Consider the following 26,223-nt stretch of genomic DNA (forward strand, 5'->3'; position numbering starts at 1 on the left):
AGGCAATAGTTCAATTTGCACTGCACTATCAGGACAAGGGTGACAGAGTCTATGGATAATAAGGATATTAAAACAACGAACAGCCGCCGTAAATTTATAGTGCGGGCAGGTATGGGTTCGTTGCCAGTGCTAATGGCCCTGAAAAGCAAGGGTGCCTGGGGTTACACTACCCAGAATTGTAATTTAAGTGCGTCGATGTCGCAAATGCAGTCGACACAGGCGGATCAGTTTGAATCCTGTGTAGGGGGATTTAAATCTCACGGTTCAGGAAAGCAGTATTTTAAAACCAATTCTGGCAATGAACAATTTGGTTATTTTTTATCAACACACAGTAACTACCATTCAAAGGGCGCTGAAACTTTTAATTTTGGATCCGTGAGCATTAATGAGAATACCACTTTTAGTGATATTTTTGGTGGCGGCGATACGACTAAACTTAAAATGGCCTTACAAGGTGGTGGTCCATCACTACGAAGAAACATCACTAGCCTTTTCCTTCACTCTATGTTTTACAGACACCAGGAAATGTTTCCTGATCCGGAAGTCGTTGTTAGTTCATATAATAATGCTATTCTTTATGGCAGAACTAAAGAACTGGAAGAAATTTTAGTGCTCTATATAGATGGAGTACCTGATTAGCAATGAGCAATGACGGCTCACCTTTAACGTCATTGAGTAGCTATGCTGTCTGGCTAAATCAAGCCAGGCAGATATTAACGGAACAGCAGCATCTGGTCAGCGTTAGTTTTTCTGCAGATAATACTGCTGTCAGTTTTGACAATATCAGTTATGCTACTGCCAAAGTGATATCGGAACAGTCTGCTGTGCAGGAGTGAGCTTGCCGTTTTTTTCACTACATACCCCGCCGTTCACCGTTCGTATCGAAACTGACAGCCCGACGTTATTTAACGATTTATTAAGGCTTTATCCAGCTGATGTGTTGCGTTCTGCGCCTCTTGCTGAGCATATCTATGACTTTCAAATCGATTATAAAAAACATTTCAGCGGCAAAAGCCGGCCTTATCATTTTCGAGCTGGCAGTGATCATTTCCGGATGGCCGATGCCAATCAGCTGATTCCTACCTTTGAGTGGGGGCTGAACTGGTGTGTCTCTGCTTATCAGCAGCAATATCTGGCCATTCATGCTGCAGTATTGGAAAAAAATGGCAATGCGTTAATTATGCCGGCGCCGCCAGGTAGTGGTAAAAGTACCTTATGTGCGCTGCTGATGCTAAAGGGCTGGCGCTTATTATCGGACGAAATGTGCCTGATTGACCCAACTAACGGCCAGTTGCAACCTTACGTGCGTCCGGTAAGTTTAAAAAATGCTTCAATTGACGTTGTTCAGCAGCATCAAGCCGGGGTGGAAGTATTCCATCGTACTCCAGATACTGAAAAAGGCACTGTCGCCTATTTACGACCCACTGATTTCAGCTGGCAGCAACTGGACACCCAGGCAAAGCCAGCCTGGATCCTATTTCCCGCCTATCAGGCTGACGCAACAGAGCCGGTTGCGCTGTTTACTATGCCCAAAGCCGATACCCTGCTTTATCTGGCGCAAAACAGCTTTAATTACGCCGTTTTTGCGGCTGAAGGTTTTAATTTATTAAGTCAGCTGGTAGAAAACACCGAGAGCTTCCGGCTGGAGTACCATGATACCAGGCAAATGCTGGAATTACTGGAGCAGGTGCTATGTTAGTGCCATTGTTGATTCAGTGCTTTCGAAACCCGAAGCAATTTCTGGCCACAGCCAATGCTGCCTGTTGGAGTGACTTGTTGCAACAGGCACGGAGTCTGGGGTTGACGGCACAGCTGAAAGCGCTGTTTGAACGTCATAATATGCTGAACGAGTTACCGGAGACAGTACAAAAGCACTGTGCCTGGGGTTGGCGTTATTATCAGAAACAGCGAGCCAGTTTATTTTACGAATTAATGCAGCTTGAGCCCGCACTGGCGCAGACTAATTATCCTTGCGTGTTGCTTAAAGGCGCAGCCTATCAGGCGCTGGGCCTGGCAGTAAGTGAAGGACGACTCTATTCTGATATTGATTTGCTGGTAAACCGGTCGCAGCTATCGGATTGCAAAGCTAAGTTATTTTTTGCCGGTTTTTTCGAACCGGCCATGTCAGCATACGACAAACATTTTTACCTGGAGCTGTCGCATGAAAACCCGCCGCTTTACCATGTAAAACGTGGTACGACGCTGGATTTACATTTTGCCTTGTTTCCATTGGCAGGCCACAAAAATCTCGTCACTGAGCAGGTTTTTGCCAGTGCCAGCCTACTCGAGGGTTCCTGTTTTCAGGTGCCCAGCCTGAGTTATTTATATATTCATGCTGCTATCCACTTCTTCTGGCAAGAAGAACGGCATAAGTTAATTAAAGATTTAATTGATTTGGATCTGCTGTACAACCAGCTAGCTGAAAGACAGCTGTTGCAGCAGCTATTGAACGACAGCAAGCAGTTTGGTGCGCTGGAACCTGTTGTGAATACGCTGCTGCTGGTTGAAAAACTGTTCAACCGCCAGTTGCCAGCAGAGATTGCCAGCCAACTGGCTAATAGCCCTGAGCGCCGGAATTTTGCCCGGGCTTTACTGCTCAGGCAACTGCAAGCAGGGACAATAGCAACATTAGCCGGTGCAATTTGGTACCTGCGGGGCTACCGGCACAAAATGCACTGGCGGGTATTACTACGCCATATCTGGGTTAAAAGCAGCCTGATGCTCCGACAGTACCGGCAGCGAACCAGTTGATCGCATCTGCGCTCGGCTTATGCGGTTTCAGTGTTAGCTGCGTTTACATCAGCCTGGCGCAGTAAAATAACGAAGCTGGCAACTACCAGTAAAATCAGGCAGTAAAAGCTGTGCGTTACCACCTGCCAGGGCGAGATACCAAAGCTGGCACCAAGCAGCAGCGCCTGCGCACCATAGGGCACTAAGCCCTGACTGATACAGGCAAAGATATCCAGTAAGCTGGCGCTTCGCCGTGGTGTGATCTGGTGTTGCTGCGCCAGATTTTTAGCAACATCGCCGGTCAGCACGATAGCAACAGTATTATTGGCGATACACAGGTTGCTGCTAAAGGCCAGCGCCGCTATTGCCAGCTGCTGCGCTTTATTGCCCGCCAGTTTCAGCCTGCCGGTCAGGCGCTGAATTTGGGCGGAAATCCAACTTAAGCCCCCCTGTTGTTTAATAAACTCACTTAAGCCGCTGACCAGCATTGCCAGCAAGAAAATCTCCTGCACGCTGACAAAGCCGGTCGCGATATCTTTACCTAAACCCGCAAGCTGATAGTCAGCAAATATACTGCCCTGCAATGCTGCCAGAATAATGCCAAGCACCAGTACAACAAATACATTTAATCCCAGCACGGCTAATACTAGGATGGCGGCGTAGGGCAGCACCCCGGTCCAGCTGAAATCAGCTGCTGCAACCGGAGCCGTAGCGCTGGTCAGAAATGAGTACAGCAGCAGGGTCAGAATGGCAGCGGGCAAGGCAATTTTTATATTTTCTTTAAATTTATCTGCCATTCTGGCGCCCTGGGTACGGGTCGAAGCGATGGTGGTGTCGGAAATAATTGACAAATTATCGCCAAACATCGCCCCGCTTAGCAGCACCCCTGCTACCAGTGCCGGGTCCAGGTTAGCCTGGGTAGCCAAACCTGCAGCGATAGGCGCCAGAGAGCCGATGGTACCCATTGACGTGCCCATGGCTGTCGAAATCAGCGCAGCAATAATAAATAAACCCGGTAACAGCCAGGCCGCCGGAACAATACTCAGGCCGGCATTTACCGCAGCATCTACGCCGCCGGTGGCAGTGGCAACGCTGGCAAAGGCACCGGCCAGCAGATAAATCAGACACATGGTAATAATATTATGGTTACCGGCACCTTTAATCAGCACGTCTATTGACTGTTGCAGTGGCGCCCGGTGCAGCCAGATAGCCAACATAATTGCCGGAATAATTGCCACATGACCAGGCAGCTGATAAAACGCATAGTCAATTTGTTGTGCCTGAAAATACAAACCACTGCCTAAAAACAGCAATACAAACAGCCCTAACGGGATAAGAGAGCGTTTAGCGCCAGGCGGGCTTAGTGGGTTAACCATGATTTACCTCATCAAAAACGGCTGCGAACTATATAGATGGCCAGACGTCTTGTCAATATTTGCAGGAACTGCTGGTATCAGGTGACTAACTTAGGGTATTTTGATGAAAAAACCTACCGTTTTTCAGTGCAGCGAAAGCCTGGACGCCGTCACATAGGGTATTGCAATGTCAGAGCGTAACATTATTAACAGTCGTCGCTTTTTACCGTTTTTTTTAACTCAGGCGCTGGGGGCCTTTAACGACAACGTATTTAAAAACTCCCTGATGTTATTACTGACATTTACTGCCGCTCAGGCCTTGCCCTGGAGTACCGACGTGACGATGAACCTGGCTGCAGGCTTATTTATTTTGCCGTTTCTGCTGTTCTCGGCCACGGCCGGCACCCTGGCCGACAGCATGTGTAAAAGCAGGCTTATCCGGGTACTGAAGCTCACCGAAATTATCCTGATGGCAGCTGCTGCCGTTGCCTTCTTTTTCCAGCAATATCTGGTACTGCTGGGCTTATTGTTTCTGATGGGCAGCCAGTCAGCGTTTTTTGGTCCGGTAAAATACGCCATATTGCCGCAGTTACTGGATGACAAGGAATTACTAGCAGGCAATGCCTGGGTGGAAATGGGCACTTTTATTGCGATATTACTGGGCACCATCGTCGGTGGACTGGTTGTCGGGGTGGCGCATGCTTCATTATGGATTGGCGCTATGGTGATCGTGTTTGCAGTGCTTGGCTATCTCAGCAGCCGGGCCATTCCAGCTGTCGGTAAAATAGATAATGCTGAGCGTTTTCGTTTCGCGCCCCTTAAGCAAACCTTGCAGACCATTAAAATCAGTTATGCTAACCGCACCTTATATCTGGCCATAATGGCGATCAGCTGGTTCTGGTTTCTGGGGGCCAGCTATTTAACCCAGTTCCCAAATTTTACCAAAACGGTGCTGGCCGGTGACAATACGGTGGTCACGGCATTACTGGTTGCTTTTTCGGTTGGGGTGGGGCTGGGTTCCATGTTGTGCGAGCGTTTATCGGGTAACCGGGTGGAGCTTGGCATAGTGCCGCTGGGTTCTCTTGGCTTAACAGTATTTGGTTGCAGTTTATATTTCAGCACACCGCAATTTATCTCAGGCGAGCTACTTAATCTAAGCGCATTTTTGCAATCAGGATACGGCTGGTGGGTGCTGTTTAACCTTACGCTAATTGGCGTTTCCGGCGGTTTGTTTATTGTGCCCTTGTATGCGTTATTGCAAAAAAGGGCTGAGCCTGGCCAGCGGGCCAGAATGATTGCGGCCAATAATATTTTTAATGCGCTTTTTATGGTGGCGAGCGCCGTGGCTGCTGTCGTGTTTTTAGCAGTGCTGGGATTAACCATACCGGAGTATTTTTTAATTCTGGCCGTTATGAATGCGGTGGTTGCTTTATATGTTTACAGTCAGGTACCGGAATTTGCCCTGCGGTTTGTGATTTATCTGCTAAGCCACACCCTGTACCGGGTTAAAAGTCAGGGGCTGGATAATATTCCCGATGAAGGTGCAGCGGTATTGGTGGCTAACCATGTCAGCTATGTGGATGCGCTGCTGATTGCCGGTGCGGTGCGCCGGCCCGTGCGCTTTGTTATGGAAAAAGCGATTTATGATTTGCCGGTTGCTAACTGGTTATTCCGGGCCGCCCGCACTATTCCTATCTGCAGCAAACAAAAAGATGAGCAGGTGTATGAAGCGGCCTTTACTGCGATAAAGCGTGAACTGGCTGCAGGCAATCTGGTGTGTATTTTTCCGGAAGGGCGGCTGACCAAAACCGGCGATATTGATAATTTCCGGCCCGGTATCGAACGTATTATCGCTGAAAGTCCGGTACCGGTGGTGCCCATGGCGCTGCAGGGCTTATGGGGATCGTTTTTCAGTCATCATGGCAAAGGCGCTTTTAAGCCAAAAGGCCGATTGTGGTCTAGAATTACTCTGCACGCCAGCAACGCAATACCAGCCATTACCGTAAGTGCGGCAGTACTGGAGCAAAAAGTGCGGTTATTGCGTGGTGATGCAGTCTGAGATATTTCATAGGCAATCAATAATCACACCTGATATGACGTGTATCGAAAAACTTTTTTAATAGTTTAAGGAGATACACTATGAAAAAGCTAGTTATGTTATTGATTGTAATCAGTACTGTTGCCGGCATAAGTTATACCGTGTACAGCAGGCAACTGAATCATTCTGCAGTGGCTACACCAGCATCAACATCAGCAGCAATAGCCGCTAAAAACTATTTACCTGAAATTGCCCCTGTCGGCGCCACGTTTCTCGAAGGCCTCGGTAGCTTCAGCCTGCCAGTCAGCACGACTAACCCGGAAGCGCAGCGCTGGTTTAATCAGGCGATGATTCTGACCTATGGTTTTAATCATCAGGCGGCAGAGCGCTCGTTTCTGAAAGCGATTGAGTCAGATCCTGCGTGTGCAATGTGCTGGTGGGGGGCGGCTTTGGTACTGGGGCCTCATGTTAATGCCGCGATGGATCCGGCGAACAACGCGCCGGCATGGCAGCGGTTGCAAAAGGCGCAAGCACTGGCCGACGCTGCCAAACCCTGGGAGCAGGCATTTATTAGCGCGTTAGCGGCACGTTATGCTGTGCCGGCCAACGCAGATCGCGCTGCTTTGGATAAAGCCTATGCCAGCGCGATGGCCAGTCTGGCAAAGTCCCTGCCGGATAATCTGGAAGCGGCTACCTTGTATGCCGAAGCAATGATGAACCTGCAGCCCTGGAATTACTGGGACGACAGCGGTAAGCCTGTTGGTGACACCCTTAACATTGTCCAGGTATTAGAAGGCGTTATGGCGCGCGATGCCAATCACGCCGGTGCTCTGCATTTGTATATTCATGCGGTGGAAGCGTCAGCTGAGCCAGAGCGCGGTGTGGTCGCAGCTGATCGGTTGCGCACCCTGATCCCGGGCTCTGGCCATTTGGTGCATATGCCAGCCCATATTTATGCCCGCGTCGGGCGCTGGCAGGATGCAGTGATTGCCAACCAACGGGCAATTGAAGCTGATGATGCTTACCTTGCAGCATGCAGGCCTGGCCCGGGTGTTTATCCGCTTGGTTATGTGCCACACAATCACCATTTTTTGTGGTTTGCGGCGACGATGACGGGTAATAAAAAAGTGGCTCTGGCTGCTGCCGACTCAACATATCAGCGAACCAGTGACGCTAATCTGATGCGGATGCCGGGGATGGAGGCAATGCAGAATTTCGCGTCTACCCCGTTGTTTGCGATGGTCCGGTTTGGTCAGTGGCAGGATATCACTGCTATGACAAGACCGGCTGACGATTTACCCTATATGGTTGCGATATGGGAATACGCCCGGGGAATGGCAGCGCTGCGTACCGGTAATATCAGCCAGGCTACTGCTCATCATGAAGCCTTAACCGGGCTTACCACATCGCCAGTCATCGACGCGATGACAGTCTGGAACCGCTATTCGCTGATCCACTCGGTAAAGCTGGCTGAGCGGATACTCGCAGCAGAACTGGCATGGCAGGCTAAAGAGCCTGATGCAGCCTTTACGGCGCTGCGTCAGGCGCTGACAATTGAAGATAAGCTTTTGTATGACGAGCCACCGGCATGGCATGCCCCGGTCAGGCAGACTCTTGGTTTTATGCTGCTGAATTCAGGGCAGGCGGCCGAGGCTGAAACCGTATACCAGGAAGAGTTACGCCGCAACCCGGAGAACGGCTGGTCACTGTTCGGCCTGGAGCAGGCATTACGGCAACAAGGTAAAACTGACGATGCGGATACGGTGGCAAAACGGTTTGAGCAGGCGTGGATACATGCCGATATTACCCTGACTGCGTCCAGGTTGTAGCAGGCTAAGGCGCTGGCAGCGCTGAGAAATCCGCTGCCAGCTCAGCCGGATCCAACGGCGCCTTCCAGTACCCGGCCATGCGACCTTGCGGGTCCAGCAACACCAGCGCGGTTGAGTGTTCAATACTATAATTTTCACCCTCTAAGGCGGGCAGTTTTACCTGCGCCATGCCTAAACTTGCCAATAAAGAACTCAGTTCTTTATTCGCCCCGGTCAGGCCGGTCCAGCGGGGTTCAAACCAGTTTATAAATTGTTTCAGGCTGGCTGCAGTATCACGTTCTGGGTCAACCGTTATAAATACCACCTGGTGATGTCGTTGTCCGCGCATCTGTTCCTCGGCCGACTTTAATAGTGCCAGGGTTAACGGACAGATATCAGGGCAGGAGGTAAAACCTGAGAAAATCACGGTCCATTGACCCACAAAATTGGCATTGGCAAAGGCAGTACCATGCTGATCAGTCAGCACAAACGCCGCCAATGGCCGTGGCGCTGGCAGCACCGTGCCATAGCGCAGCGTCAATGGGGACAGCGCCAAGGAGGGGCTGGATACCGTTGGCAGTGTCGAAGCTGGCTGAGGTTCGGTGCAGCCGATAAGCGTCATCATCAGTGCCAGTACCGGCACGGCAATCGCTTGGTTTAGTGATGGCATAACAGTGATTTCATCCAGGATGGCCGGCTATGTCCGTTCATAGTAAGACTAAAGAGTATTACGGTAAAAGGTAAAAATAGCTAACTGCAACTTGAACTAGCGGCGTTTGCCCACATAACTCTGGAATGTCTGCAACGATGCAGTAGCTTACCCGGAGTATAAATGCTTAATTTTTCCTATCAGAACCCCACCCGCATTGTGTTTGGTAAAGATCAGCTCAGCCAGTTAGCCAAATTAATTCCCGCTGGCAGTAAGGTGTTGATGTTGTATGGCGGCGGCTCCATTAAGCACAATGGCGTTTATGAGCAGGTTACAACCGCCCTGGCAGATTATGACTGGCAGGAATTCAGTGGTATTGAACCTAACCCCAGCTTTGAAACCCTGATGAAAGCAGCAGATTTAGTCCGCGAACAAAAAATTGACTTTCTGTTGCCGGTAGGCGGTGGCAGTGTGATTGATGGTGCTAAATTTGTCGCTGCTGCTGCGGTATATCCGGGTGATGCCTGGGATATTCTGGCCAATCGCGGCACAGTAGAGCAGGCGGTAGCGCTTGGCTGCGTGTTAACCCTGCCAGCGACAGGCACTGAGAGTAATGGTAATTCTGTGGTCACCCGTTATGAAACCCAGCAAAAGCTAGCGTTCAGCAGCCCGTTAGTGTATCCACAATTTGCTATTCTTGACCCTTCTGTCACCTTCAGCCTGCCTCCGCGCCAGGTTGCCAACGGTGTGGTTGACGCCTTTGTCCATGTGATAGAGCAGTATTTAACCTACCCGGTTAATGCGCCGGTGCAGGACCGTTTTGCTGAAGGTTTATTGCAAACCCTGATTGAAGAAGGGCCGAAAGCGCTAAGTAACCCGGATGACTACGAGGTGCGGGCAAATATTATGTGGGCCGCGACGATGGCGCTCAACGGCTTGATAGGTCAGGGGGTGCCACAAGACTGGGCGACCCATATGATTGGCCATGAAATTACCGCACTGTATGGCCTGGACCATGCCCAGACGTTGGCCATCGTGTTACCAGCCTTAATGCAACAGCAGCGCGCGCAAAAGCGCGACAAGTTGCTGCAGTTCGGTCAGCGGGTCTGGCAGCTGAGTCATCAGGATGAAGAGCGGCTAATTGATGACACGATTACCCACACCCGGGCGTTTTTCGAGCAGATGGGTGTGCCAACCCGCCTGGCGGATTATGGCATCGCTGCCGATGCGGTGGATAAACTGCTGGCCAAGCTGCAAGCCAATGGCATGGTAAAACTGGGCGAGCATGGCGATATTGATTTAGACGTTTCACGGCAGATTTTGCAAAAAGCGGTGTAACGAAGTTTAATCGGGGAGGGGGCTAATACCTGATGGGGCGACACAGAGTGTCTGAGCGAACGCGTAAGCGGTAGCGACAAATTCGTCAGGAACGAATTTGAACAGCTTAGCTGGCCCGAAGGGCGAAAGGCTGGACGCCTGCAGTAGTTGCTGTGGCGAGCCCGGCAGGTGTTAGGGCCCGGACTGCGCAACATTATTTGTAATAGTTCAGAAATAGCCATTAAGATGGCTATTTTGCTTCCTAGTAACGGCCGCTTTTGTTTTAATAGCGGCCATTCTTGTTAATTTTTGAGTCAGAATATGCCTGCAATCGGAATTTTCGGCGCGAACGGCCGGATGGGGCGTGCCCTTACCACTGTTGCCAATGAGCAGCAGTTGAATTTAACGGCGGCGACGGTGCGTGCCGGTTCGACATTAGTTGGCGTTGATGCCGGTGAGCTGGCCGGCTGTGGCAAGCTGGGGCTGGCGCTGAGTGAAACCGGCGCAAGCAGTATCAACAATGCCGATATCTGGGTTGATTTCACTATGCCTGACGCCATGCTGACCCATCTTAAGCTGGCAGTCGCCGCGAAAAAAGCCATGGTAATTGGCGTAACCGGCCTAACTGATGAGCAGTATCAGCAGTTACAACAGGCCAGTGAGCATATTCCGATTGTCTGGGCGCCGAATATGAGTGTCGGTGTCAACCTGTTACTGCACCTGGTGCAAACGGCAGCCCGGGTCATGGGTCAGACCGCCGATATAGAAATTATCGAAGCGCATCACCGCTATAAAAAAGACGCCCCTTCAGGCACCGCCATGGCCATTGGCGCCAGTATTGCCAAAACACTTGGTCGTAATTTAAACGACGTGGCGGTATATGGCCGTGAGGGCATAACGGGTGAGCGGGAGCAGCACACCATTGGTTTTGCCACGGTTCGGGGCGGTGATATTATTGGCGATCACACCGCACTTTTTGCAGATTTAGGCGAAAGACTGGAAATAAGCCACAAAGCATCCAGCCGTAATACCTTTGCCCAAGGCGCGCTGCGTGCTGCTTTGTGGTTGCAAAATAAACAGCCGGGACTTTATTCTATGCAGCAAGTGCTGGGATTGGCAGACTTAACATAAGCTTTTGAGCAACTAAACATAAAAATGAGTTAAAGCAGGTATTTTTGTAAAAATGCAAAATAGCCATAGCCAAAAGCATGCTTATCGCCTAAAATAATCAGGTTTGCCCGGTCACTTGCCCGGTCGAATACGAAGTTTAGAATTTTGGGTCAAAACGGGTTGTAAAACACAGTAAGTTTTCGCCCGTTTTTTGCTGTTTGGAGGTTATTTTGACTAAGTCCGCCCTGCTCGTACTGGAAGACGGCACCGTATTTCACGGTACAGCCATTGGCGCTGAAGGAGTTTCTGTAGGTGAGGTGGTGTTTAACACCTCGATGACCGGGTATCAGGAAATATTAACTGATCCCTCATACGCAGAGCAGATAGTAACACTCACTTACCCACATATTGGCAACACCGGTACCAATAGTGAAGACGAAGAATCCGGCCAGGTTTGGGCCAAAGGCCTGATTATCCGTGATCTTCCGCTGTTAGCCAGTAACTTTCGTAATCAACTCTCTCTTAGTCAATACCTGTCACAACATAATATCCTTGGTATCGCCGATATCGATACCCGTAAGTTAACCCGCATTTTGCGCGAAAAAGGTGCCCAAAACGGCTGTATTCTGGCCGGAGACAACCTTGACCAGGCCAAAGCACTGCAACTTGCTAAAGGCTTTGCCGGCCTGGCCGGAATGGATTTAGCCAAGGAAGTAAGCGTAAAACAGCAATATCAGTGGACTGAAGGCAGCTGGGCTTTAGGTGAAGGCCATCGCGCGGGCGCAGCTGAGCAATTTCATGTTGTCGCTTACGATTATGGCGTTAAGCGCAATATTCTGCGCATGCTGGCTGACCGTGGCTGCAAACTGACCGTAGTGCCGGCACAAACCCCGGCCAGTGATGTGTTGGCCCTGAAGCCCGATGGTATTTTTCTGTCAAATGGTCCTGGCGACCCGGCACCGTGTGACTATGCCATTGCTGCGATTAAACAATTTTTAGAAACCGATATTCCGATGTTTGGTATTTGTTTAGGCCATCAATTACTGGCGCTTGCCAGCGGTGCCAAAACCTCGAAAATGAAGTTTGGTCACCATGGTGCCAACCACCCGGTGCAAAATGTTGATAGTAAAAAGGTGCTGATTACTGCCCAAAACCACGGTTTTGCGGTAGATGAAGCGACACTACCGGCCAATTTACGGGCCACCCATAAATCGCTGTTTGATGGTTCACTGCAGGGTATTCACCGCACTGATAAGCCGGCATTTAGTTTTCAGGGTCACCCTGAAGCCAGCCCCGGACCGCATGAAGCCTCTGAGCTGTTCGACCACTTTATTACGCTGATGCAACAGCACACAGCCTAAGCAAACACGAATTACGGAGAGAGCGACCCCATGCCAAAACGTACCGACATAAAAAGCATTCTGATTATTGGCGCCGGCCCTATCGTAATTGGCCAGGCCTGCGAATTTGACTACTCAGGCGCCCAGGCTTGTAAAGCACTGCGCGAAGAAGGTTACCGGGTCATTCTGGTGAACTCTAACCCTGCTACCATCATGACCGATCCTGAAATGGCCGATGCCACTTACATTGAGCCGATTCACTGGCAGGTAGTGGAAAAAATTATTGAAAAAGAACGCCCTTGTGCAGTATTACCTACCATGGGTGGCCAAACTGCACTTAACTGTGCGCTGGATTTAGAGCGGCACGGTGTGCTGGCTAAATATAACGTGGAAATGATAGGTGCGACTGCGGATGCTATCGACAAAGCAGAAGACCGCAGCCGCTTTGATAAAGCGATGCGCTCCATTGGCCTGGCCTGCCCGCGGGCCGGCTTTGCCCATTCAATGGAAGAAGCTTATCAGGTACTGGATGATATTGGTTTCCCCTGTATTATCCGGCCGTCTTTTACCATGGGTGGTTCGGGCGGCGGTATTGCTTATAACCGCGAAGAATTTGAAGAAGTCTGTACCCGTGGCCTTGATTTATCGCCGACCAAAGAGCTGCTCATTGATGAGTCGTTAATTGGCTGGAAAGAATACGAAATGGAGGTGGTACGTGATAAAAACGATAACTGTATTATCGTCTGTGCCATCGAGAACTTTGATCCGATGGGCGTACATACCGGCGACTCGATCACGGTAGCTCCGGCGCAAACCCTGACCGACAAAGAATATCAGATTATGCGTAATGCATCGCTGGCGGTACTTAGGGAAATTGGCGTTGAAACCGGCGGTTCTAACGTCCAGTTTGGGATTAACCCCGTTGATGGCCGGATGGTAATCATTGAGATGAACCCCAGGGTGTCACGCTCATCGGCCTTAGCGTCAAAAGCAACCGGTTTCCCGATAGCTAAAGTGGCGGCAAAACTGGCAGTGGGTTATACCCTGGATGAACTGGCCAATGACATTACCGGTGGCCGTACCCCGGCGTCGTTCGAGCCAAGCATCGATTATGTGGTGACTAAGGTGCCACGGTTTAACTTTGAAAAGTTTGCCGGAGCCAACGATCGCCTGACCACTCAGATGAAATCGGTGGGTGAAGTGATGGCCATCGGCCGTAACCAGCAGGAGTCGTTGCAAAAAGCGTTACGTGGTTTGGAAATCGGCGTCTCTGGCCTGGACCCGATCATCGACCTGAGTCAGCCTGAAGCGAAAGAAAAATTAACCCGTGAACTGCGTGAGCCTGGTTCACACCGCATTTGGTACATTGCGGATGCGTTCCGTTTTGGTATGAGCATGGATGAAATCTTCAGCCTGACCAATATCGACCGCTGGTTTCTGGTACAGATTGAAGATTTAGTGAAAGAAGAACAGTCGCTGGCGACAGATGGTTTTGCGGCCCTTGACGAAGTACGCTTAAAGCGACTGAAACGCAAAGGTTTCGCCGACAGTCGCATCGCGGCCGTGTTGGGTGTCAGTGAAAACGAAGTACGCAAAAAGCGTCATGGCTACAAGTTACATCCGGTATACAAGCGGGTAGATACCTGCGCGGCAGAGTTTGCCTCAGATACCGCCTACATGTACAGCACCTACGATGAAGAGTGTGAAGCTGCGCCGACCAATCGTGACAAAATAATGATTATTGGCGGCGGCCCTAACCGGATTGGTCAGGGTATCGAATTCGATTACTGCTGTGTGCATGCCGCCCTGGCGCTGCGTGAAGATGGTTATGAAACCATTATGGTTAACTGTAACCCGGAAACCGTATCAACCGACTATGATACCTCTGACCGGCTATACTTTGAGCCTATTACCTTAGAAGACGTACTGGAAATTGTGCGCATCGAGCAGCCAAAAGGCGTTATCGTCCAGTATGGCGGCCAGACGCCATTAAAATTAGCCCGGGCTCTTGAAGCGAATGGCGTGCCAATTATCGGCACTTCGCCCGACGCGATTGACCGCGCTGAAGATCGCGAGCGCTTTCAGCAGGCCGTAGAGCGTTTGGGCTTAAAGCAGCCGCAAAATGCCACGGTAACCAGTGTCGAAGAAGCGTTATCGCGTGCCCATGAAATTGGCTTTCCGATGGTGGTGCGTCCGTCGTACGTATTGGGCGGCCGCGCTATGGAAATCGTTTACGATGACCAGGATTTACGTCGTTACATGACAGAAGCTGTCAGCGTGTCGAATGACTCGCCGGTATTATTGGATAACTTCCTTGATGATGCGATTGAGGTGGATATCGATGCGATCTGTGATGGCAAGGAAGTCATTATCGGCGGTATTATGGAGCATATCGAACAAGCCGGGGTGCACTCCGGGGATTCGGCCTGCTCATTACCACCACACAGCTTAAGTCCGGCTATTCAGGACGTGATGCGCGATCAGGTTAAAAAGCTGGCAATGGAGCTGGGCGTAGTAGGCTTAATGAATACCCAGTTCGCGGTAAAAGACAATGAGGTTTACTTAATCGAAGTTAACCCACGTGCTGCCCGTACCGTACCTTTCGTGTCAAAAGCGACAGGGGTGGCGGTGGCCAAAGTTGGTGCCCGCTGTATGGCGGGGCAGTCACTGGCGTCGCAAGGTATTACCAAAGAAATTATTCCACCGTATTTCTCGGTGAAAGAAGTGGTCATTCCGTTTAATAAATTCCCGGGCGTTGACCCTATTCTTGGCCCTGAGATGCGTTCTACTGGTGAAGTAATGGGTATAGGCGATACTTTCGAAGAAGCCTTTGCCAAAGGTGAGCTGGGTTCGGGTACCTTGATCCCAACCGGTGGCCGTGCCTTGCTTTCGGTACGTGACAGCGATAAAGTGCGCGTTGTTGAGCTGGCAAAACGGATGGTGGAAATTGGTTTTGAGCTTGACGCCACTGGCGGCACTGCTAGAGCACTGGCGGCTGCAGGGGTGCCATGTCGTACTGTGAACAAAGTGTACGAAGGCCGGCCGCATATTCTGGACCGGATTAAAAACGGCGAATACAGTTACATTGTTAACACCACCGAAGGGCGCCAGGCTATTGAAGACTCTAAAGTTTTACGCCGTGGTGCACTGCAGCATAAAGCCAACTATACTACAACGCTTAACGCTGCATTTGCGACGTGTAAAGCAAATACAGCCAGTGCTTTTAATAACGTCAATTCTATTCAGGAATTACATAAGAGAGTGAACGGATGAGTCAAATTCCGATGACAGTTCAGGGCGCAGAAGCATTGCGGATTGAACTGCACGAGCTTAAATCGGTAAAGCGGCCTGCCATTATTCAGGCTATTGCTGAAGCCCGCGCCCATGGTGATTTAAAAGAAAACGCCGAATACCACGCTGCCCGGGAGCAGCAAGGCTTTTGTGAAGGCCGTATTCAGGATATCGAAGGTAAACTGTCTAATGCACAGATTATTGATATCAGCAAAATGCCAAACAACGGCAAAGTTATTTTTGGCGCCACGGTCTCTATTTTAAACTTGGATACCGACGAAGAAGTGACTTACCGCATCGTAGGTGATGACGAAGCAGATATTAAAAACAATTTAATTTCTGTTAATTCACCCATCGCCCGCGGTTTAATTGGCAAAACAACCGATGACGTTGCAAATATTACTACCCCGAAAGGTGTGGTTGAGTTTGAAATAACGGACGTTAAATATATCTGACGCTAAAAGCGTTAACTGACTAAAAACGCCAGGCTTGCCCTGGCGTTTTTTTATTTGAAAATCTGGAGCGGGTGGCGGGAATCGAACCCGTGTCTAAAGCTTGGGAAGCTTTCATTCTGCCATTGAACTACACCCGCCAATAGCACTGCGCTAAATTACTGCAATGCTTACTATGCAGTCAACTGTCAGGTACCTGGGTAGGTTGCTTTTTATCAGGGTGTTGCACTTTCCTGATTAATTCGAGCGCTATCTGTGTTGCAGCAGCAATAGCAGCTGCTAACCTTTATGTTATTAACGGCGGTGAAAGACCGTATCAACACCTTACTGACCCCAAAGAAGGAGCACACTATGGCAGGCGGATGGTCGCGTGATGGCGCGGTGCAGGATCAAATTGATGCGAGCGTGGATGATGCGGTGCAACGGGTCCGGAATAAATTAACAGTGGGTGATAGTGCAGTTCATTGTGAGGAATGTGACAAGCGTATTCCTGAGCAGCGGCGTGAGGCGGTGCCGGGCGTTCGTTTGTGTATTGCCTGCCAGGCCGCATTTGAAAAAAAGGACAAGCAAGCTGGTGGCATTAACCGTCGCGGCAGCAAGGACAGTCAACTAAGATAACGATACAGCGACAATTGGTCTGATTACATGGCTATAGGGATAAACAGACATAAATGGAAATTCGTAAATACTGGCGTGTAGTTCGACGCATCTGGATAACCGTGGCCCTCAGTGCAACGGCCATATTCGTTATATGGTCGTTGTATGCTTACCGGGCCGACACTGAGGCTAAAACGGCAGCCGTCAGTGATGCTAATGTTGCGGTTAGCTTTACTGACGGTATCTGGCAGTTTAAACCTGCAATAGGGTTGCAACCAACCACACAGCTGTTTTTCCCGGGATGGACTGGCATCACCCCGGAAGGTAAGAGCAAACGCCTATTTATTGCCTGAACATACACACTGGTTGTGGATAGAAGGGGCGAATCACTCCCAGTTTGGCTGGTATGGTTTCCAGCCGATGGATAAAAAAGCCACCATTTCTGCTGCAGAGCAGCGAAGAGTAATGACGGATGCCGTTATTGGGCTTTTACAGTTAATTGAAGAAAGTAACACTCTTTAAATACCGAATCAGATTATTCGGCTGCATCAGAATAAGTATCAGAATTATGGTAACGGCCACTGTAATCAAAGAAAATATCCAGTTGCTGCCAGCCTTTGGCCTGCTTTTTAAGCAGAATAAGTTGCGGCATGCGGAATATATGCTGATCCGCTACCAGCTCGCTGGCAGTATGATATTTCTTTTGTGTAATACCGGGCGTGCGACTGTGCGGTTTAATAAATAACGCATATACAGCCCGGCGCTGTGCCACTGTTTGCATTTTAAAATAGCGGTAAAACGGATTACCGTCATTGTCCTGGTAATGTACTTTTAAATCGCCATTATGATCAAAAAGTTGCATCTGCTGGCAGCGAAATAAATGATGATGCTGCTTACTGAGCACTTCTTTTAAGCGTTTATCCGGATCAATGAGCTGTGACTGACACTGTTGGCATTGCCGGGCGGCAATATCATTCTCGCCGCCGCAGTCCGGGCATATTCTGGCTCTGAAGCGGTAACTGCATTGCTTGGCTGCGGCGCCCGTATGGTGCGCCAGTAATCCCTGGCAGCGCCTGCCATAGTGCTCAATAAGATCGCCGTCGCTATCAGTAAGCCCCCAGAAAATATTGGCAAAGCCACACTCAGGGCAGGGTACCTGCACCGGCACCGACTTGCTGCTCGGGCGCGGGCTGCCTACTTCCGGATAAAACAAATCGTAGCCATTGGCCGCGTAGTCAATGATTAGGCACTGCTTTTTGTCCGGCGCACTGCGCAGGCCTCTACCGACCATTTGCTGAAATAAACTTACCGATGCGGTGGGTCTCAAGATAGCAATTAAATCGACATGAGGCGCATCGAAGCCGGTAGTCAATACCGCCACATTCACCAGAAACTTCAGTTGTTTTGCTTTAAATGCTGCGATCAACTGATCACGTTCTTTGTCAGGCGTTGTCGCGATAAGCAGCGCCGCGTTCTGGTTATGCTGTTGCAGCAGGCTTAGCACTTCATTGGCGTGACGCACCGTAGCCGCAAAAATAATAACACCCTGCTTACTGGCGGCCAGTTGAACTAACTGGCCAGCAATCAGCTTTGTAGCCCGGCCCATTTTTCCCAGCACAGATTCAATCTGTTGTTCGCTATAATCCATCCCGCTCAAAGGCTGCAGGGCGCTAAAGTCATACTGAGCGGCCAACCCATCGAGCAATATCGGTTTAGCCAGATACCCTTGGTTAATTAACGGTCTTAACGGCAGATCGAAAATACAATGTTCGAAACTGGCATTTTCAGCAGAGCCAATCCGGCCATGATAATGACTCTGATAGATCCAGCCAGTACCTAATCGATAAGGGGTGGCAGTCAGGCCCAGAATTTTCAGCGCGGGGTTTTGCCGGCGCAATTGTGTGAATAACAGTTGGTACTGGCTATCAGCATTCAAACTAACCCGGTGACACTCGTCAATAATCAGTAAGGAAAATGCCTGATTGAACTGCGCCAGATTACGAGCAGCGGATTGGACGCTGGCAATCACCGTTTTCGCCGAACTGTCTTTCTGATTAAGACCAGCGGCATAAATACTGGCAGGCTGGCTGAGTAATCCCACTTTCTCAGCGTTCTGGGCAACCAGCTCTTTCACATGAGTAAGAATAAGCACCCGCCCGTGCGCTATCCTGGCCAGTTCTGCCAACACCAGGCTTTTGCCCGCGCCGGTAGGTAGTACCATGACTGCGGACTGATGACTCTGTTTAAAGTGGGCGATAGCTGTGGCAACGGCCTGCTGCTGGTAGTCTCTTAATTTCATAATCTTAGTGGCTTATCGGGTTTTTAATTTGCTTATTAGCTGCTGGTAACTTCAATGAGCTATCTATTCATAAATATTTACAATTTAAACACAGGTCAGAGTTTAGATTTACCGCGTATAGGGTACAGTAACCAGGCTATAGCGGGAGTAATTAATGAAAAATAAAAAAGCGTTCAGTCTTGCTGTTGAACAACGGGTGTTGTGGGTACGGGCAGATGGCATCTGGAATGAAAGAACCGCAAAAGATTATGTGCTGGAGCTTCGCACCCTGGTGCAGGGTCTGATCGCTCAGCCCTGGGCAATTGTGTTGGATATCCGGCACTGGCAACTTAGCCCGGCAGCGGTTTTCGGTATCTTAAAAGACAATACCCATTGGTGCTTTGAGCATAATTTAATGCACGTTGAAATCATTTATGCCGACAATGCAGTGGTGATGTGGCAGTTTGAGAAAGCGACAGAAGTGGACAACCGGCCGGCAAGTTTGATCAGTCAGGTTGCAATAGACGATAAAGCTGCCCGCATCGCGCTGCAGACAGCGGGCTATCTGGCCGGATAAATCAGTTACGTGGCAACTGAATTTTTTTGGCTTCGCTCTGGCGATACAGTACCAGCGTTTTACCAATAACCTGTACTTTTTCAGCTTTGGTTTCCCGGATAATTGCATCCATGATCAGTACTTTTTGCTCGCGATCTTCGGTCGGCACTTTAATTTTAATTAACTCATGAAAACCCAGCGCCACTTCAATCTCAGCGATCACGCCTTCCGTCAGGCCATTGCCACCCAGTAAAATTACGGGTTTAAGCTCATGGGCTTTGGCTTTTAAAAATTGTTTTTGTTTATTGGTTAAACTCATATGGGTAGAATATCCAGATTCAAGCTTGATTTTTGCCTATTGTAGCGCCATCTCAGGCATAACACTATTTAAGAGTGGTACTATGACCAAGAAAAAGCGTTCTGCCAGTTCAACCCGATGGTTAAAAGAGCATTTTGATGATCATTTTGTGCAAAAAGCACAAAAGTTGGGTTTGCGGTCGCGGGCTTCGTTTAAGTTGGAAGAAATTCAGCAGCAGGATAAGCTGATGAAGCCGGGAATGACAGTGGTCGACTTAGGTTCAGCGCCAGGCAGCTGGTCGCAATACGTTGTAGGTGTCGTCGGACAAAGTGGCACGGTGATAGCGTGTGACATATTGCCGATGGATCCTCTGGCAGGTGTCGCTTTTTTGCAGGGAGATTTTCGGGAGGAAGCTGTTTTGGACGCATTACTGAGCCGGATCGGTGGTAAAACCGTAGATGTGGTACTATCTGATATGGCGCCAAATATGAGCGGTAATGATACAACCGATCAGGCCCGTTCAATGTATCTGGTAGAACTGGCTTTAGATATGTGTGGAAAAACATTGAAGCAAAATGGTAGTTTTGTTGTCAAAGTGTTTCAGGGTGATGGCTTTGAAGCCTTTTTGAAGGATATCAGAGCGTTATTTACCACAGTAAAAATACGCAAGCCCGATTCATCCCGTGCCAGGTCTCGGGAAACATATATCGTGGCGACCGGCTTCAAAGTCTAGTAAAGTAGCCGGTAAATTTTTTTTAGCGAAGATGAGGTTATAACCTTGAGCGACATGGCAAAAAATCTGATTGTCTGGTTGGTTATCGCAGTAGTACTGATGTCGGTGTTTAACAGCTTCGGCCCCAGTGAAAATGCAGACAGGCAAACCAGTTACACCCAGTTTATTAAAGACGTAAATCAGGGCCAGATCCGTGATGTCAAGATTGAGCGCAGCGGCGTGATTACCGGTTTACGCAGCAGCGGCGAGCGGTTTGAAACGGTATTGCCAGTGAATGATCCTGGTTTAATAAAAGATTTATTCGACCATGACGTACGGGTTGTTGGCGCTAAACCAGAGGAAAGCAGCTGGTTAGCCACTATTTTTATTTCCTGGTTCCCGATGTTGTTGTTAATTGGGGTTTGGATTTTCTTCATGCGCCAGATGCAGGGCGGCGGTGGCAAAGGTGCGATGTCGTTTGGTAAGAGTAAAGCGCGTCTGATGGGCGAAGACCAAATCAAAACGACTTTTGCCGATGTTGCCGGCTGCGACGAAGCCAAAGAAGAAGTGTCTGAGCTGGTTGACTATCTGCGTGATCCGTCACGTTTTCAAAAGCTCGGTGGCAAAATTCCTAAAGGCGTGTTGATGGTAGGCCCGCCTGGCACGGGTAAAACCTTATTGGCTAAAGCGATAGCCGGTGAAGCGAAAGTGCCGTTTTTCACTATTTCTGGTTCTGATTTTGTTGAAATGTTTGTTGGTGTTGGTGCATCGCGGGTACGCGACATGTTCGAACAAGCCAAGAAGGCTGCACCCTGTATTATTTTCATCGATGAAATTGATGCGGTCGGCCGGCAGCGCGGTGCTGGTTTGGGGGGTGGTCATGATGAGCGTGAACAAACGTTAAACCAGATGTTGGTCGAGATGGATGGTTTTGACGGCAACGAAGGGATTATCGTCATCGCTGCCACTAACCGGCCAGATGTGCTTGACCCCGCATTGTTACGCCCGGGCAGGTTTGACCGTCAGGTAGTGGTAGGGTTACCCGATGTCAAAGGTCGTGAGCAGATTTTGAAAGTCCACATGCGTAAAGTGCCATTAGCCGATGGGGTTGATCCCTCAGTGATTGCCCGTGGTACGCCGGGTTTCTCAGGCGCCGATTTGGCCAATCTGGTTAACGAAGCCGCGTTGTTTGCCGCGCGCAGCAGTTGTCGGGTTGTATCGATGGACGAGTTTGAAAAAGCTAAAGATAAAATCATGATGGGTGCCGAGCGCCGCTCTATGGTGATGACCGAAAAAGAAAAGGAAGCAACGGCGTACCACGAAGCAGGGCATGCAATCGTTGGCCGGCTGGTTCCGGATCATGATCCGGTTTATAAAGTCAGTATTATTCCGCGGGGTCGGGCATTGGGTGTAACCATGTATCTGCCAGAGCGGGATCGGGTCAGCCACAGCAAGCGTCACCTGGAGAGCATGATTAGTTCGTTGTTCGGCGGCCGGATTGCTGAAGAAGTGATTTATGGTTTTGAATTAGTTACTACTGGTGCCTCCAACGATATTGAGCGAGCGACCGACCTGGCGCGCAAAATGGTGACCCAGTGGGGGTTCTCTGAAACGCTTGGCCCTTTACTGTACGCGGAAGAAGAGGGTGAAGTATTTTTAGGTCGCTCGGTCAGTAAAAATAAGCATATGTCGGAAGATACGGTAAAAGCGATAGATGCTGAGATCCGGGTGTTTATTGATCGTAACTACGTGCGTGCCAAAGAGTTAATTGAACAGAACATGGACATATTACATGCGATGAAAGATGCGCTGATGAAATATGAAACCATAGACGCTAAACAGATTGATGACTTGATGGAGCGCCGGGAAGTTCGCCAGCCCGAAAACTGGGAACCGCGTGACAAAGGCAATAATGATGACGACACATCGGGTAAAGCGAAAGCTGAAAGCGATGGACCGGTAGCAACAGATAAGCCTTCTGAAGGTAATTTACATTAAGCTCTGGTGTTAAAGTTCTGCGTTGCCAGTATGCATTAACAGCATGCACTTAACGTAAAGTCTGTTTATACTCCAAACCCCGGCACGCCGGGGTTTGTTTATTTCAGAACCCGGTTTTAACGTCATATGGTTAAAGGTCATCATTATGCTGCTTCAACTTCCCCGCCAACGCCAGTTAGACTTAGCCCGCCCGGTGGTTATGGGCATCTTAAATGTTACGCCCGATTCATTTTCAGATGGTGGTCAACATTTCGCTCCGGATGCAGCGTTGCGCCAGGCTGAACAAATGTTAGCTGATGGCGCGACTATTCTTGATCTTGGGGGGGAGTCCACCCGGCCGGGAGCAACAGCCGTGTCATTGCAACAAGAGCTGGACCGGGTAGTGCCGGTCATTGAAGCTATACGGCAACGTTTTGATTGTGTGATATCAATAGACACCAGTAAAGCTGGCGTCATGTCAGCGGCGGTTAAGGCAGGTGCCGATATGATCAACGACGTTCAGGCTTTGCAGGGCGATGGTGCATTACAGTGCGCCGCAGAATTACAGGTGCCGGTATGTTTGATGCATATGCTGGGTGAGCCACGCACTATGCAACAACAGCCGCAGTACGATGATGTCGTTGTCGACGTTATAAAATTTTTGCAACGTCGGACTATGGATTGTCAGTTTGCCGGTATTGCCAAAAATCAGCTGATATTGGATCCAGGTTTTGGCTTTGGTAAAAACCTGACCCATAACTATCAGTTGCTGGCTGCGTTAGCACAGCTGAGCGAGCTGGGTTATCCGGTGTTGGCAGGCATGTCTAGAAAATCGATGATTGGCAATTTGTTACAGGTGCCGGTTGAACAGCGTTTGGCAGGCAGTCTGGCCTGTGCCACAATTGCTGCATTACAAGGTGCCCGGATAATTCGGGCGCATGACGTGAAAGAGACGGTACAGGCAGTGCAGGTAGCTACTGCTGTACGCTATGGAGTAGAAGCATGAGTAGAAAATATTTTGGTACCGATGGTGTGCGTGGCCGGGTGGGAGAATTTCCAATCACCCCGGAATTTGCGATGAAACTGGGCTGGGCAGCAGGCCGGGTATTATCAGCACGCGGTACCCGGAAAGTACTAATAGGCAAAGATACCCGGATCTCCGGCTACTTACTGGAGACTGCGCTTGAAGCTGGCCTGGTGGCTGCTGGCGTTGATGTTCGTTTACTGGGGCCTATGCCAACTCCGGCAGTAGCATATTTAACCCGGACATTCCGGGCTGAGGCGGGAATTGTGATTAGTGCCTCGCACAATCCTTATTATGACAATGGCATTAAGTTTTTCTCTGCTGATGGCACCAAATTGCCCGATGAAGTCGAACTGGCCATTGAACATGAACTGGAACAGCCCATGGTGTGTGAGCCCTCTGAGAAGCTGGGACGCGCCATGCGGATTGAAGATGCGGCGGGGCGTTATATAGAGTTTTGTAAGAGTCATCTTAAAAACCACTTGTCGTTAAAAGGCCTGAAAATTGTTATTGATTGCGCTCATGGTGCTACCTATCATATTGCGCCCTCAGTATTTAAAGAACTGGGTGCCGACGTGGTTGCAATTGGCTGCAAACCAGATGGCTTAAATATTAATGAAAAGTGTGGTGCAACTCATACTGATTTATTGCAGCAAACGGTGCTTGAGCAGCAAGCCGACTTAGGTATTGCCTTCGATGGTGACGGCGATCGGGTTATGATGGTTGATCAGCAAGGCCGGGTGCTGGACGGTGACGAAATTGTCTATATTATTGCCCGTTGCGCCCAACGTGAAAAAACCTTACAAGGTGGTGTGGTCGGAACCCTGATGAGTAATCTCGGTTTGGAGTTAGCGCTGGCAGCACTGGATATCCCGTTTGCCCGAAGTGCGGTAGGTGATCGCTATGTGATGGAACTGCTGCGTGAGAAGAACTGGCGGATTGGTGGTGAAAACTCTGGCCATGTGCTTAATTTAGATTATGCCTGTACTGGCGATGGCATTATTGCTTCCTTGCAGGTATTGAATGCCATGCTGGTAACCGGTGAAAGTCTGGCTCAACTGAGCGAGGGCATGCATAAGCTGCCACAAGTATTGGTAAACGTTAAATTTGAAAAAGGTACCGCGCCGCTTGAAAAACAGCATGTTATCCAGAAAATAGCTGAAGTGGAAAAGCAGCTTGCCGGCACAGGCCGGGTGTTAATCCGTAAATCCGGTACTGAGCCTCTTATCAGGGTAATGGTGGAGGGTGAAGACGCTACCCTGGTGCGTGAGTACGCAGAGCAAATAGCCGCAGCGGTCAAACTGGCAAGCTGAAAGTGAATCAACGCCGTTGACCATTTTAAACGCAGTTAGTACGCCATTGCGTTGTTATTACTTGTTCTTAGCGGCACGCTTAGTTAGTATCTCGGCGTATTACATCAGGAAATAACGTTATGTCTGCAAAAAAATTAATCGCTGCCAACTGGAAAATGAATGGTTCCAGGGCACTGGTTGAGACTGTTTCGCAGCAGTTAGCAACCTTAAATTCAGAGGTTGACGTCTTGATCTGTCCGCCGGCGACATTGTTGGCGTTCTTTACGCCAAGTGAGCATTTTTCGCTGGGTGCTCAGGATATTAGCGAGCATATTGACGGCGCTTATACCGGAGAACTCAGCGGCGCGCTGATTAACGAAGCGGGCGCCAGTTTTGTATTAGCCGGTCATTCAGAACGCCGGCAATATCATGGCGAGTCAGATCAGCTGATTTGCGCAAAAATAAAGCAGGCAATTGATGCCGGTTTGACGCCAGTACTTTGTATTGGCGAGACATTAGCAGAACGCCAGCAAGAAAATACTGAGCAGGTTATTGCGAAACAATTAGCGGCGGTGTATGCTTCGCACCCCGAATTACTGGTGAAATCAGTAATTGCTTACGAGCCAGTATGGGCTATTGGCACGGGTGAATCGGCAACACCGGAACAAGCGCAGGCAACTCATGCGTTTATCCGTCGCGAGCTGGCAAAGTACGATAGTGCCGCTGCGGCAAAGGTAAGAATACTATATGGTGGCAGTGTAAACGCGGCAAATTGCCAGGCACTGTTTACACAGGCCGATATTGATGGTGCATTGGTTGGCGGTGCCAGCTTAAAACCAGCAGAATTTATGCAAATTTGCCAAAGCGCAAAGGACTAAGCATGTACGAGATTATAATTGTAGTTTATTTATTGGTAGCCATGGCGCTGATTGGCCTGGTATTGATTCAGCACGGTAAAGGCGCTGATATGGGTGCTGCATTTGGTGCAGGTGCCTCGTCCACCGTGTTTGGTTCTTCGGGTACCGGCAACTTTTTAACTAAAACCACTACTATTCTGGCAACGTTGTTTTTTGTACTGAGTATCGTATTGGGTAACTACACTGCCAAGCAAAGCACGCCAGTGGATGAATGGGATTTATCTGCTCCGGCTGTTGAACAAGCGCCGGTGAAGAAAGAAGATAACAGCGATATCCCGGTAGGTTAATCTCTCTTTAAAGCCGAGGTGGTGAAATTGGTAGACACGCTATCTTGAGGGGGTAGTGTCTTCGGACGTGCGGGTTCAAGTCCCGCTCTCGGCACCAACTAAATCAATAGCTTTGTGATGCAAGGCTTGCGATAACAGGCAAGGCGCTATATAATGTGCGCCATTACACGGACGCGGGATGGAGCAGTCTGGTAG

The 26,223-nt window shown here is 49.6% G+C and carries 24 protein-coding genes, 3 tRNA genes and 1 pseudogene (1 of these 28 running past the window's edge); 23 read left to right on the forward strand and 5 right to left on the reverse strand.

The window, feature by feature from the left end; genetic code table 11:
- Window positions 1-51: 51 nt before the first annotated feature.
- From B2Q61_RS08180 to B2Q61_RS08195, 4 genes are read left to right on the forward strand one after another with little or no spacing between them, the layout of a single operon-like run.
- Window positions 52-639: a hypothetical protein gene (locus B2Q61_RS08180; RefSeq protein WP_290618853.1), complete on the forward strand. Its 588-nt coding sequence runs from the start codon at window positions 52-54 to the stop codon at window positions 637-639.
- A 2-nt stretch (window positions 640-641) separates the two neighbouring features.
- Window positions 642-836, forward strand: a complete 195-nt coding sequence (locus tag B2Q61_RS08185) for a hypothetical protein (RefSeq protein ID WP_290618851.1) — start codon at window positions 642-644, stop codon at window positions 834-836.
- Entirely contained in the window at window positions 833-1,699 is an 867-nt protein-coding gene (locus B2Q61_RS08190; RefSeq protein WP_290621866.1) for an HprK-related kinase A, read from the forward strand. The genes B2Q61_RS08185 and B2Q61_RS08190 overlap by 4 nt, the downstream gene beginning before the upstream one ends.
- A complete protein-coding gene (locus B2Q61_RS08195; protein WP_290618847.1) occupies window positions 1,693-2,751 on the forward strand; it encodes a nucleotidyltransferase family protein in 1,059 nt (352 codons plus the stop codon). The genes B2Q61_RS08190 and B2Q61_RS08195 overlap by 7 nt, the downstream gene beginning before the upstream one ends.
- Window positions 2,752-2,768: 17 nt before the next feature.
- Here B2Q61_RS08195 and B2Q61_RS08200 read toward each other — a convergent pair whose 3' ends face one another.
- A complete protein-coding gene (locus tag B2Q61_RS08200; RefSeq protein WP_290618845.1) occupies window positions 2,769-4,106 on the reverse strand; it encodes a Na+/H+ antiporter NhaC family protein in 1,338 nt (445 codons plus the stop codon).
- A gap of 166 nt (window positions 4,107-4,272) precedes the next feature.
- Between B2Q61_RS08200 and B2Q61_RS08205 the strand changes: the two genes are divergently transcribed.
- Both B2Q61_RS08205 and B2Q61_RS08210 read left to right on the forward strand, forming a co-directional pair.
- A complete protein-coding gene (locus B2Q61_RS08205; protein ID WP_290618843.1) occupies window positions 4,273-6,144 on the forward strand; it encodes an MFS transporter in 1,872 nt (623 codons plus the stop codon).
- Between the two features lie 80 nt (window positions 6,145-6,224).
- Complete coding sequence (locus tag B2Q61_RS08210; protein WP_290618841.1) at window positions 6,225-7,952, forward strand: tetratricopeptide repeat protein; 1,728 nt, start codon at window positions 6,225-6,227, stop codon at window positions 7,950-7,952.
- Window positions 7,953-7,956: 4 nt separating this feature from the next.
- Here B2Q61_RS08210 and B2Q61_RS08215 read toward each other — a convergent pair whose 3' ends face one another.
- Window positions 7,957-8,601 carry an SCO family protein gene (locus B2Q61_RS08215; protein WP_290618840.1) on the reverse strand — a complete coding sequence of 215 codons (645 nt, stop codon included), beginning with the start codon at window positions 8,599-8,601 and terminating at the stop codon, window positions 7,957-7,959.
- 162 nt (window positions 8,602-8,763) lie between these two features.
- Here B2Q61_RS08215 and B2Q61_RS08220 point away from each other — a divergent pair, with 162 nt between their 5' ends.
- The 5 genes from B2Q61_RS08220 to greA all read left to right on the forward strand — a co-directional run bounded on the left by B2Q61_RS08220 (window position 8,764) and on the right by greA (window position 16,093).
- Window positions 8,764-9,918: an iron-containing alcohol dehydrogenase gene (locus B2Q61_RS08220; protein ID WP_290618838.1), complete on the forward strand. Its 1,155-nt coding sequence runs from the start codon at window positions 8,764-8,766 to the stop codon at window positions 9,916-9,918.
- Between the two features lie 300 nt (window positions 9,919-10,218).
- Complete coding sequence (gene dapB, locus B2Q61_RS08225) at window positions 10,219-11,028, forward strand: 4-hydroxy-tetrahydrodipicolinate reductase (RefSeq protein WP_290618836.1); 810 nt, start codon at window positions 10,219-10,221, stop codon at window positions 11,026-11,028.
- Window positions 11,029-11,237: 209 nt separating this feature from the next.
- Complete coding sequence (carA, locus tag B2Q61_RS08230; RefSeq protein WP_290618834.1) at window positions 11,238-12,368, forward strand: glutamine-hydrolyzing carbamoyl-phosphate synthase small subunit; 1,131 nt, start codon at window positions 11,238-11,240, stop codon at window positions 12,366-12,368.
- Between the two features lie 30 nt (window positions 12,369-12,398).
- The gene (gene carB, locus B2Q61_RS08235; RefSeq protein WP_290618832.1) at window positions 12,399-15,620 is read left to right on the forward strand and encodes a carbamoyl-phosphate synthase large subunit; all 3,222 of its coding nucleotides are present in this window, start codon (window positions 12,399-12,401) and stop codon (window positions 15,618-15,620) included.
- Complete coding sequence (gene greA, locus B2Q61_RS08240; RefSeq protein WP_290618829.1) at window positions 15,617-16,093, forward strand: transcription elongation factor GreA; 477 nt, start codon at window positions 15,617-15,619, stop codon at window positions 16,091-16,093. The genes carB and greA overlap by 4 nt, the downstream gene beginning before the upstream one ends.
- Window positions 16,094-16,156: 63 nt before the next feature.
- On the opposite strand, the gene B2Q61_RS08245 is transcribed toward greA, so the two are convergent.
- A tRNA-Gly gene (locus B2Q61_RS08245) sits at window positions 16,157-16,230 on the reverse strand.
- A gap of 211 nt (window positions 16,231-16,441) precedes the next feature.
- Here B2Q61_RS08245 and B2Q61_RS08250 point away from each other — a divergent pair.
- The 3 genes and pseudogenes from B2Q61_RS08250 to B2Q61_RS17800 form a co-directional block, all read left to right on the forward strand.
- Complete coding sequence (locus tag B2Q61_RS08250; protein WP_290618827.1) at window positions 16,442-16,708, forward strand: DksA/TraR family C4-type zinc finger protein; 267 nt, start codon at window positions 16,442-16,444, stop codon at window positions 16,706-16,708.
- 53 nt (window positions 16,709-16,761) lie between these two features.
- Window positions 16,762-17,040 (forward strand): hypothetical protein, encoded by a 279-nt coding sequence (locus B2Q61_RS08255; protein WP_290618825.1) that lies wholly within the window; start codon window positions 16,762-16,764, stop codon window positions 17,038-17,040.
- A pseudogene (locus B2Q61_RS17800) lies at window positions 17,033-17,086 on the forward strand (hypothetical protein); the annotation flags it as partial. The gene B2Q61_RS08255 and the pseudogene B2Q61_RS17800, both read left to right, overlap by 8 nt.
- Before the next feature lie 136 nt (window positions 17,087-17,222).
- On the opposite strand, the gene B2Q61_RS08260 reads toward B2Q61_RS17800, so the two are convergent.
- A complete protein-coding gene (locus B2Q61_RS08260) occupies window positions 17,223-18,986 on the reverse strand; it encodes a DEAD/DEAH box helicase (RefSeq protein ID WP_290618823.1) in 1,764 nt (587 codons plus the stop codon).
- Window positions 18,987-19,140: 154 nt separating this feature from the next.
- Here B2Q61_RS08260 and B2Q61_RS08265 point away from each other — a divergent pair, with 154 nt between their 5' ends.
- Entirely contained in the window at window positions 19,141-19,542 is a 402-nt protein-coding gene (locus B2Q61_RS08265; protein ID WP_290618821.1) for a hypothetical protein, read from the forward strand.
- Between the two features lies 1 nt (window position 19,543).
- Here the strand turns inward: B2Q61_RS08265 and yhbY are convergent, their stop codons facing one another.
- Window positions 19,544-19,840, reverse strand: coding sequence for a ribosome assembly RNA-binding protein YhbY (gene yhbY / locus B2Q61_RS08270; protein WP_290618819.1), 297 nt, complete (start codon window positions 19,838-19,840; stop codon window positions 19,544-19,546).
- Between the two features lie 82 nt (window positions 19,841-19,922).
- On the opposite strand from yhbY, the gene rlmE reads away from it, so the two are divergent.
- The 8 genes from rlmE to B2Q61_RS08310 all read left to right on the forward strand — a co-directional run.
- Entirely contained in the window at window positions 19,923-20,552 is a 630-nt protein-coding gene (rlmE, locus tag B2Q61_RS08275; RefSeq protein WP_290618817.1) for a 23S rRNA (uridine(2552)-2'-O)-methyltransferase RlmE, read from the forward strand.
- Window positions 20,553-20,606: 54 nt separating this feature from the next.
- A complete protein-coding gene (gene ftsH, locus B2Q61_RS08280) occupies window positions 20,607-22,529 on the forward strand; it encodes an ATP-dependent zinc metalloprotease FtsH (protein WP_290618815.1) in 1,923 nt (640 codons plus the stop codon).
- Between the two features lie 145 nt (window positions 22,530-22,674).
- The gene (gene folP / locus B2Q61_RS08285; RefSeq protein ID WP_290618813.1) at window positions 22,675-23,514 is read left to right on the forward strand and encodes a dihydropteroate synthase; all 840 of its coding nucleotides are present in this window, start codon (window positions 22,675-22,677) and stop codon (window positions 23,512-23,514) included.
- Window positions 23,511-24,845, forward strand: coding sequence for a phosphoglucosamine mutase (gene glmM, locus B2Q61_RS08290; RefSeq protein ID WP_290618812.1), 1,335 nt, complete (start codon window positions 23,511-23,513; stop codon window positions 24,843-24,845). Before folP ends, glmM begins: the two co-directional genes overlap by 4 nt.
- Window positions 24,846-24,964: 119 nt before the next feature.
- Window positions 24,965-25,702 carry a triose-phosphate isomerase gene (gene tpiA, locus B2Q61_RS08295; protein WP_290618810.1) on the forward strand — a complete coding sequence of 246 codons (738 nt, stop codon included), beginning with the start codon at window positions 24,965-24,967 and terminating at the stop codon, window positions 25,700-25,702.
- Between the two features lie 2 nt (window positions 25,703-25,704).
- Entirely contained in the window at window positions 25,705-26,028 is a 324-nt protein-coding gene (secG, locus tag B2Q61_RS08300) for a preprotein translocase subunit SecG (RefSeq protein ID WP_290618808.1), read from the forward strand.
- A 12-nt stretch (window positions 26,029-26,040) separates the two neighbouring features.
- A tRNA-Leu gene (locus B2Q61_RS08305) sits at window positions 26,041-26,125 on the forward strand.
- 75 nt (window positions 26,126-26,200) lie between these two features.
- A tRNA-Met gene (locus B2Q61_RS08310) sits at window positions 26,201-26,223 on the forward strand; it runs 211 nt beyond the window's last position.

The organism is Arsukibacterium sp. UBA5043 (assembly GCA_002415085.1).
Taxonomy (GTDB): domain Bacteria; phylum Pseudomonadota; class Gammaproteobacteria; order Enterobacterales; family Alteromonadaceae; genus Alishewanella.